This is a genomic window from Paenibacillus sp. JT31N17 (assembly GCF_056269255.1).
Map to the genome: position 1 here is coordinate 246,415 of NZ_JBWDNP010000010.1, position 8,275 is coordinate 254,689.

The 8,275-nt window shown below is 51.6% G+C and carries 8 protein-coding genes and 1 riboswitch; of the genes, 5 read left to right on the top strand and 3 right to left on the bottom strand.

The window, feature by feature from the left end; genetic code table 11:
• Positions 1–13 precede the first annotated feature (13 nt).
• Positions 14–793 (bottom strand): alpha/beta hydrolase, encoded by a 780-nt coding sequence (locus tag AC0YOB_RS26655; protein ID WP_475795332.1) that lies wholly within the window; start codon positions 791–793, stop codon positions 14–16.
• 220 nt (positions 794–1,013) lie between these two features.
• On the opposite strand from AC0YOB_RS26655, the gene AC0YOB_RS26660 reads away from it, so the two are divergent.
• Positions 1,014–2,012, top strand: coding sequence for a serine hydrolase domain-containing protein (locus tag AC0YOB_RS26660; RefSeq protein WP_475795333.1), 999 nt, complete (start codon positions 1,014–1,016; stop codon positions 2,010–2,012).
• Here AC0YOB_RS26660 and AC0YOB_RS26665 read toward each other — a convergent pair.
• Complete coding sequence (locus AC0YOB_RS26665; protein WP_475795347.1) at positions 1,981–2,346, bottom strand: glyoxalase superfamily protein; 366 nt, start codon at positions 2,344–2,346, stop codon at positions 1,981–1,983. The genes AC0YOB_RS26660 and AC0YOB_RS26665 overlap by 32 nt on opposite strands.
• Positions 2,347–2,525: 179 nt before the next feature.
• On the opposite strand from AC0YOB_RS26665, the gene AC0YOB_RS26670 reads away from it, so the two are divergent.
• From AC0YOB_RS26670 to AC0YOB_RS26685, 4 genes are all read left to right on the top strand, one after another.
• Complete coding sequence (locus tag AC0YOB_RS26670; protein WP_475795334.1) at positions 2,526–4,325, top strand: ABC transporter ATP-binding protein; 1,800 nt, start codon at positions 2,526–2,528, stop codon at positions 4,323–4,325.
• A gap of 42 nt (positions 4,326–4,367) precedes the next feature.
• The gene (locus AC0YOB_RS26675) at positions 4,368–5,072 is read left to right on the top strand and encodes a response regulator transcription factor (protein ID WP_379113847.1); all 705 of its coding nucleotides are present in this window, start codon (positions 4,368–4,370) and stop codon (positions 5,070–5,072) included.
• On the top strand, positions 5,062–6,150 hold the full coding sequence (locus AC0YOB_RS26680; RefSeq protein ID WP_379113845.1) for a sensor histidine kinase: 1,089 nt from the start codon (positions 5,062–5,064) through the stop codon (positions 6,148–6,150). The genes AC0YOB_RS26675 and AC0YOB_RS26680 overlap by 11 nt, the downstream gene beginning before the upstream one ends.
• Before the next feature lie 213 nt (positions 6,151–6,363).
• Positions 6,364–7,350, top strand: coding sequence for a D-alanyl-D-alanine carboxypeptidase family protein (locus AC0YOB_RS26685; protein ID WP_475795335.1), 987 nt, complete (start codon positions 6,364–6,366; stop codon positions 7,348–7,350).
• 251 nt (positions 7,351–7,601) lie between these two features.
• Here AC0YOB_RS26685 and AC0YOB_RS26690 read toward each other — a convergent pair whose 3' ends face one another.
• On the bottom strand, positions 7,602–7,757 hold the full coding sequence (locus AC0YOB_RS26690) for a DUF1540 domain-containing protein (protein WP_475795336.1): 156 nt from the start codon (positions 7,755–7,757) through the stop codon (positions 7,602–7,604).
• 209 nt (positions 7,758–7,966) lie between these two features.
• Positions 7,967–8,031, top strand: a riboswitch (Fluoride riboswitch).
• The last annotated feature ends 244 nt before the right edge of the window (positions 8,032–8,275 follow it).

An 8,275-nucleotide genomic window follows, 5' to 3' on the forward strand; every position in this document is an offset into this window, starting at 1 on the left:
TGTTGAAGCAAGCTTAAGCGTTGCTGTGCTCATGAAGGGGGAGCCACTCCAGCACCCGCTGGATTTTGCGGTCCCAATAGCCCCAATCGTGACTGCCCGGCTCCTCCTCATAGGTGAGCGGCAGCTTCAGATCCCCGGCATGCTTGCGGAAACGCAAATTATCCTGATATAGAAAGTCCTCGGTGCCGCAGCATTGGAAGAGCTGGGGAGGATTCTGATGGTCAGCGGCATCCGACGCCAGTTTGAACAAATCATTAGGGCTGTCGCGCAGCTGCTCGACGCTGCCATAAATCAGATCTAGGTCTTTGTTCCGGTCCTTGTAAAAGCCGGTCACATCAAGCGCGCCGGACAAGCTTGCCGCGGCTGCATAACGATCGGGATGACTGAGCGCCAGCTTGAAGGCGCCATAGCCGCCCATGGACAGGCCTGCGACGAAATTATCCTCCCGCCGATCCGAAAGCGGGAAGAAGGAGCGTGCCAGCGCAGGCACCTCTTCACTGATAAAGGTCCAGTAATCCAGACCGCTGACCATATTGGTATAGAAGCTGCGTCCTGCGGCGGGCATAACTACGGCAAGGCCAAGCGGCGCAACATAACGTTCGATGGAGGTGCGGCGGAGCCATATGGTGTGATCGTCGGACAAGCCGTGAAGCAGCAGCAGCGTCCGGTGCTTGTTTCCGTGTGACTGCGTTTCCATTCCAATCTGGGAATACGTCGTTTGAGGCAAAATCACATTCATTGAAGTGCTGAGCCCGAGCGCTTCCGAGTAAAAATCGCATTGAATAAGTGCCATGTAAATCCATTCCCCCATAAAATCGAAATTTTCCTGCTACGCCCTATATGTTCCACATAAAAATCGGAAGTCCTTCCAAAAGGATAACATTTTGAATGCCGCTGTGAGGCATACGCCTTGGTTTATTTGGTTATAGATGGTGAAACAGCCTATAATATAACGTATCTGCAGATGGATCGTACAAGCGGAATTATAAACTTAAGCAGGGAAGTGAGCTGTCTTGCAAATAACGAGTGACGCTGCCTTGAAGGAAGCGGATCAACATACGACCGAAGCCTTCCGGAGGCTTGAAGCCGGGGCCGCAGCCCATCTGGAGTCCGGCAAAATCAAGGATGCAGTCGTTCTGCTGGACGGCAGGACGGCGTGGAGCTGGCATGACAAAGGCGAGGACCGTGTCGGGGCCGTCTACTCCCTGACCAAAAGCATATTATCCGCGCTTATCGGCATTGCGATCGGTGAAGGCTGCATACAAGGGGTGAAGCAGCCGATTGCGGATTATTTTGCAGAAGTGGCATCAGCGAAAGACCCCCGCAAGCACGGAATTCTGATCGAGCACCTGCTCACCATGACGCCAGGGTTTCACTGGCCTGATTTTGATAAACCGTACTGGAAGATGAGGCGTACCCCGGATTGGGTTTCCTTCATATTGGACCAGCCTATGGCTCATACGCCTGGTGAAGCTTTTACCTATAATTCGGGAGGCTCGCATCTGCTGTCCGCCATCCTGAGGAAAGCAACGGGAGAACCGGTTTACGACTACGCAAAGCGTCATCTGTTCGACAAGCTTGGCTTCATAAGGCCCCGGTGGAACAGCTCCTCCGGTATTCATGAGGGAGGAACGGGCCTCCATATAAGCGCGCAGGATATGGCGAAGTTCGGGCAGCTCTATCTGCAGGGCGGGGTGTGGAACGGCGAGCAGCTCGTCCCGGCTTCCTGGGTGGAGAGCTCGACATCAAGGCATCACCAGGGCTTGCAGCATTATGATCCGCCGATCTTCGGGGAGTACGGCTATCATTGGTGGGTTTCTCCCAGAGAGCTCAATGGGAGCGTCGATTATTATTTTGCCAAGGGATATGGCGGCCAGTATCTGTTCGTTATACCGGAGCTTGCACTCGTGACCGCCATTCGCAAGGAACCGGAGGGAAGAAGCCGCTCCATCTGTGCAAAGCAGCTGCTCCATGATTGGATTATTCCGCTTGCAAGGGAGCATAGAATATAATCCGGTTGCCAAAAGGGTCGGCGATCCGCACCTCGGCCGTGTTCCATGGCGTTTCTTCGATTCCGGGCTTGGCGTACTTGTAATTCTGCTCAAGCAGCCGGCTGTGGTAGGACTTCAGCTGAGCCATGGCGATGCGTACCGCCGAGCCCGGACTGCTGTCTCCGTGATGCTCGGACAAGTGCAGGATACATTCACCGAATGATACTTCCATGTAAAGCGGAAAATTTTCTTCAAAACGATGTTCCCATTCCACCTTGAAGCCAAGGAAATCCACATAAAATTCCCTGGCCTTGGCCTCGTCGAAAATACGCAGTATCGGTGTCACGCGGTTCATAGTGATCTTGTCTGCCACTTGCGATCCCTCCAAACGTATAGGTTCTACATCCGATCATGGCACTGAAGAGGAAATACTGTCAAGGGTGTTCATATTCCGTTCAAAAAACGAATGTAAGCTTAAGCACATAACCTCAACATTCGCGTGCCGCCCTACAGGCAGAAAGGAAGTCATTTACGATGGAAACAACAGCAAGCACCACCCAGGCAAGCGGGCCTCCGGCTTCCAAGGGAAATTGGAGATTATTTCTCAAGATGATCAGGCAGACCAAACCTTCAATCCCGATCCTGACAATCGCTGTCATCATGAGCGTGGCTGCGACGCTTGTCGGGCTGATTATCCCTTTATTCACGAAAAATCTCGTTGACGGCTTCTCGATCAGCAATTTGAGCTTCGGTCAAATCGGTCTCATTGGCGGGATTTTCGTCGTCCAGACGATTGCCAGCGGCCTCTCCATTTATATGCTCAACCGGATCGGGCAGAAGGTTGTGGCCGAGCTGCGCGACAGGCTGTGGAAGAAGCTGCTGATCCTGAAGGTAAGCTACTACGACAGCCACCGCACAGGGGAGACGATCAGCCGGATGACCAATGATACCGGCGTCGTCAAATCCTTAATCGCCGAGCATATGACGGGCTTCTTCACAGGGATCATCTCCGTGATCGGTTCCATTGTGGTACTGTTCTATATGGATTGGAAAATGACCGCTGTCATGCTGGGCGTTATTCCGGTCGCCGCCTTGTTCCTTGTGCCGCTGGGGCGTCAAATGTTCAAAATATCCAAGGGACTGCAGGAGGAGACGGCCTCCTTCACTACCATTTTGACCCAGGTATTGTCGGAAATCCGTCTCGTCAAATCCTCGAACGCCGAGGCCAAGGAGTATGGGAACGGCAAGCAGGGCATTACGAATTTGTTCCGCTTTGGCCTGCGCGAAGCGAAGGTGCAGGCCTTGATTGCACCGCTGATGTTCTTCGTGATGATGATGCTGCTGGTCGTCATTATCGGATATGGCGGGATACGCGTATCATCGGGTGCGCTGTCGGCAGGGGAACTGGTTGCTTTTATTTTGTACCTGATCCAGATCGTGATGCCGATGAGCCAGATCACGACCTTCTTTACCCAGTTTCAGAAAACGATCGGAGCCACGGAACGCATCATTGAGATTCTTGATACGGAAGAAGAAGATCATGTGAGCGGCATTGAGGTCAAGCGCTCGAATCAGGTCATTTCCATTGACCATGTATCCTTCGCTTACGGACAGGAGGAGCCTGTCATTCACGACCTCAGCTTCAAGGTGAATCCGGGCTCGGTGACGGCGATAGTTGGCCCGAGCGGGGGAGGCAAGACCACCTTGTTCTCGCTGCTGGAACGGTATTACGAACCGACCTCCGGCTCCATACGGTTGGGCTTGGATGAAATTCAGACGTTCTCGCTTCAGTCTTGGCGCAGCCAGTTCGGTTACGTTTCCCAGGAAAGTCCATTGATTGCCGGCACAATTCGTGAAAATATTTGCTACGGCATTCATCATGAGGTGACCCAGGAGCAGCTGGTGCAGGCTGCGAAGATGGCTTATGCCGATACCTTCATCCGAGAGCTGCCCAAGGGCTACGACACTGAGGTGGGAGAGCGGGGAATCAAGCTCTCCGGCGGTCAGCGCCAGCGTATTGCCATTGCCAGGGCGCTGCTGCGCGATCCGAAGATTCTGATGCTGGACGAGGCCACATCCAGTCTGGACAGCAAATCGGAGGTCGTCGTGCAGGAAGCGCTCAAGAATCTGATGGCAGGCCGGACAACGCTTGTGATCGCCCACCGGCTGGCAACGGTCGTGGAGGCAGAGCAGATACTCTTTATCGAGAAAGGCCGGCTCACCGGCAGCGGAACGCATGAGGAGCTGCTCAAGTCGCATGCGATGTACCGCGAGTTTGCTACGCAGCAGCTGCGGCTGAATGATCACGACGAATATGTTAAACTTTCTGTATAGACCATTCGTCTTAAAGGAAGTTCAGAAAGTTGACATAAAAGGATGAGCGCTTTGAGCAAACAAATATTAATCGTCGACGACGATCCCAAGATCGCCCAATTAATCGAAATCTATCTGATGAACGAAGGATTCTCCATTATCAAGGCAAGCGACGGCCTGCGCGCTTTGGAGCTGATGGATGAGGAGCCCGTGGATTTGGTTATCCTGGATATTATGATGCCTGGCCTGGACGGGCTCAGCGTCTGTCTCCGCATCCGCGAGAACAAGACGACGCCGATATTGATGATCAGCGCCAAAGACGGGGATATGGACAAGATCACGGGATTGATGACAGGCGCCGATGATTATATGGTCAAGCCGTTTAATCCGCTGGAGCTTGTGGCGCGCGTGAAGTCGCTCCTCAGACGGACGTATTATCAGACACAGCCCAAGCAGCAGCAGGCCGATCATATTATTCATGTTCAATCCCTGGAAATAGACAAGCTGACCCATAAAGTCATGTTTGAGGGGCGGGTCATCAAGCTGACGCCCATCGAATTCAGCATCCTGCATCTGTTGGCGGGCCAGCCGGGGCGGGTGTTCAGCTCGGAGGATATTTTCGAGATGATCTGGAAAGAAAAATACTATGAGACGAACAATTCCGTTACCGTCCACATGAGCCGGCTGAGAGATAAGCTCGAGAAGGAAATGGAAGGCGAGAAGCTGATTCACACCGTTTGGGGGGTCGGCTACAAAATTGAAGCTTAGATGGGTTATTCCCTTCTTCTGGAGCGCTGCGACAACGATAGCTGTCCTGCTTATTATGCTGTTCTCTGCGGCGTATCTCCGCGACACTGTTTTTTTTAAAGCCAATTTAATGGATTTCTATATTTTGATCAGGGATTATATCGGTTTTCCGAATATTCTCATTGTTTTATTCTTTCCGCTGTTCCTTATTTCCCTCTTTTATTTCTTCAAGCGGGATAAACGGATCTATCGCGCCCAGTACCTGGAACAGATTATGGCCAATGTCCAGCATATCGCAAGCGGCGATTTCACGCATAAAGTCCCGGTCAAGGAAGGCGGCGATCTGAGCCAGCTTGCCTTCAATATTAACCGGTTCGTCGAGCAGCTGCAGCTGTCGCTGGAAGAAGAACGCCGCTCCCAGCAGACCAAGAACGAGCTGATAACGAATGTTTCGCATGATTTGCGTACTCCCCTTACCTCCATCACGGGTTATTTGGGGTTGATTGAGCAGGATCTGTACCGCGACGAGGTGGAGCTGCGTTATTACATTTCGCTTGCCTATGAGGAATCGGAGCGGATGAGCCAGATTATTCATGACCTGTTCGAATTCACCCGGCTGCGCAATCATGAGTTCAAGCTGCAGGCCGCGAAAATCAATCTGATCGAAATGCTGCATCAGCTGGCCGAGCAGTTCCAGCTTCAGCTGGAGCAGGCTCAAATTACGGCTCGTTTGCATTTTGAAGAACCGGCCCTGTATGTATTTGCGGACGGTAACAGGCTGCGCAGAGTCTTCGAGAATCTGATCACAAACGCCATCCTGTACGGCAAAGACGGCAGGGTGCTGGATATTTTCGGAAGCCGGAACAATGGGCATATCCTGATCGACGTCGTGAATTATGGAGAAGAGATTCCGCAATCGGATCTGCCGCATATTTTCGACCGCTTCTACCGGGTAGAGAAATCCCGCTCCACGCATACGGGCGGATCGGGCCTGGGGCTTGCCATTGCCAAGCAAATCGTGGAGATGCATGAGGGCAGCATTCATGTGAGCAGCGATATAGAGCGGACTGTTTTCTCGGTAAGGCTCAAGGAGCTATAAGCTTAATCATCTAACAGCGGCATACCGGCACTCATGTCCCGGCATGCAGCTGTTATTTTTATTTAGATAACCGTAAGGTTTTCGTTATGTTTTCTTATCCGGGCATTAATGGCTTGCCTTCATACTAAGGCTACAAGAAGAAACGGCTGCGCCCTTGCTGGACAGCCGGCCTATATTTCTTCCCTTCGAAAAATGGAGAGGAGCCCGCAGGCCATGCTTAATGCCGCAATGATGAAAAAATCCGTTCAGCTCGTAATTCTGATCATGATGGCTTATGCGATATTAACGAATTGGGAATTGATGAGACAGAAAACATCCAATCTTGTTCATGGACTGTCCAATCTTAGACTGAACAGCGGAGGTTCGTCCCTTGGAACGCTGCAGGGGGAAGCCGCCTTGTTGATGGACGAGAAGACGGGGGAGATCCTGTACAGCAAGAATCCGCATATGAAGCTTTATCCGGCAAGTACGACCAAGATACTGACGGCGCTGATCGCGCTGGAGAAAGGTGACCCGGATGCCATCGTTACGGTCGGGGATGAGGCACAGCTTCGAACGCCGGATGAGAGCTCGGCCGGACTATACGAAGGACAGCAGCTCTCGCTGCGCGACCTTCTCTCTGCCTTGATGCTTCCATCAGGCAACGACGCAGCCCGGACGATTGCCCGGTATATTTCGAGTCAGGAGCTGGGCAAGGCGGTCAGCGCAGAAGAGGGAATCAGCTGCTTCGCGGATCTGATGAACGATAAGGCGAAGGAGCTTGGAGCCAGGGAGTCCCATTTTGTCAATCCTCATGGTCTGCATGATCCTGATCACTATACGACGGCGTATGATCTTGCAATCATTGCGAAGGAAGCCAGGAAGAACAAATTGTTCAAGCAGATCGTCAGCGAGACCGAGCGTTCCGTCACTGCGGGGCAGGAGACCCAAACGTTCGTGAACCGCAACAAGCTCCTACAGAATACGGATGAGAATTATTATGATGGCGCTACCGGGATCAAGACCGGCTTTACTGAAAAAGCGGGGTACTGCCTTGTAGCATCCGCCAGCCGCCAATCCGCCAATCTGATTGCGGTAGTGCTGCATTCCACATCGACAGGGGTATGGTATGATGCCAGGACGCTGTTGAATTACGGCTTTGCCATGGATAAGGCGATTCCCGGCTCCCCGGCCAAAAAGAATATTGCGTCGATCCGATAAAAGTAATTTCCATTCTCACTGATAATTATTATCACCATTGGCAATACTGTCTTCATAAGATCCTGTATGAAGAAGAAACGGGTGAATATAAACGCGATAAAGTCAAGAAGAAAACGGCTTCGCCATCCTTTTGCGGCAGAGTCCGTTTCTTCCCTCAAAGCTTATAGAAAAGTATAGGCGTGAAACTTATAAATTCTATAAGGTCAAAGAAAACGGACAGCCTTCTGGCAAAGGCTGCCCGCATTTCGGATCTACAGTTTGGACTCGAACGTTTTGCAATCTGTTTCCTCTGAGTTGCTCGCTTGTTTGCTCCGGTTGTTGACCACATAGATGGAAGACGCATTGCAGTGGTTGCCCGCTGCCCAATACTTGCAGGAGTTTACTTCACATAAAACATCTTTAGCCATGGATTGATTCACCTCCTGTCCATTCATTTAGGATGGGCGATTACCAGCTTGTTTTATACCTGTGCCGCCAAGTTATTGTTTCTTGCTGTACGGAAGAGATTGAAATTAGATCCGGCGCCCCGTTGAGCAGCTCCGGCAAATTTGCATTTCCGGCGTCTATTCAAAAATTGGTCTTGCCGAGCCGGCCGACATGCTATAGAATGAGGTCAGCTATTAACGGCGATGGAGTTCGCCGCAAACCGCCCTTGAACGGGCTGATGACTCCTACCGGTGGAAACACTGGTAGGAGTCTGTTTTTTTGTCCGGATGCAAGAAGATACGGCCGACGCCGTCCTCTGGCGGCGCAGCAAGTATCTTCCCTTAGAAATATAAGCAAAGTTATGAGGGATTTAATATTTCTTATATTTCAAGAAGATACGGCCGACGCCGTCCTCTGGCGGCGCAGCAAGTATCTTCCCTTAGAAATATAAGCAAAGTTATGAGGGATTTAATATTTCTTATATTTCAAGAAGATACGG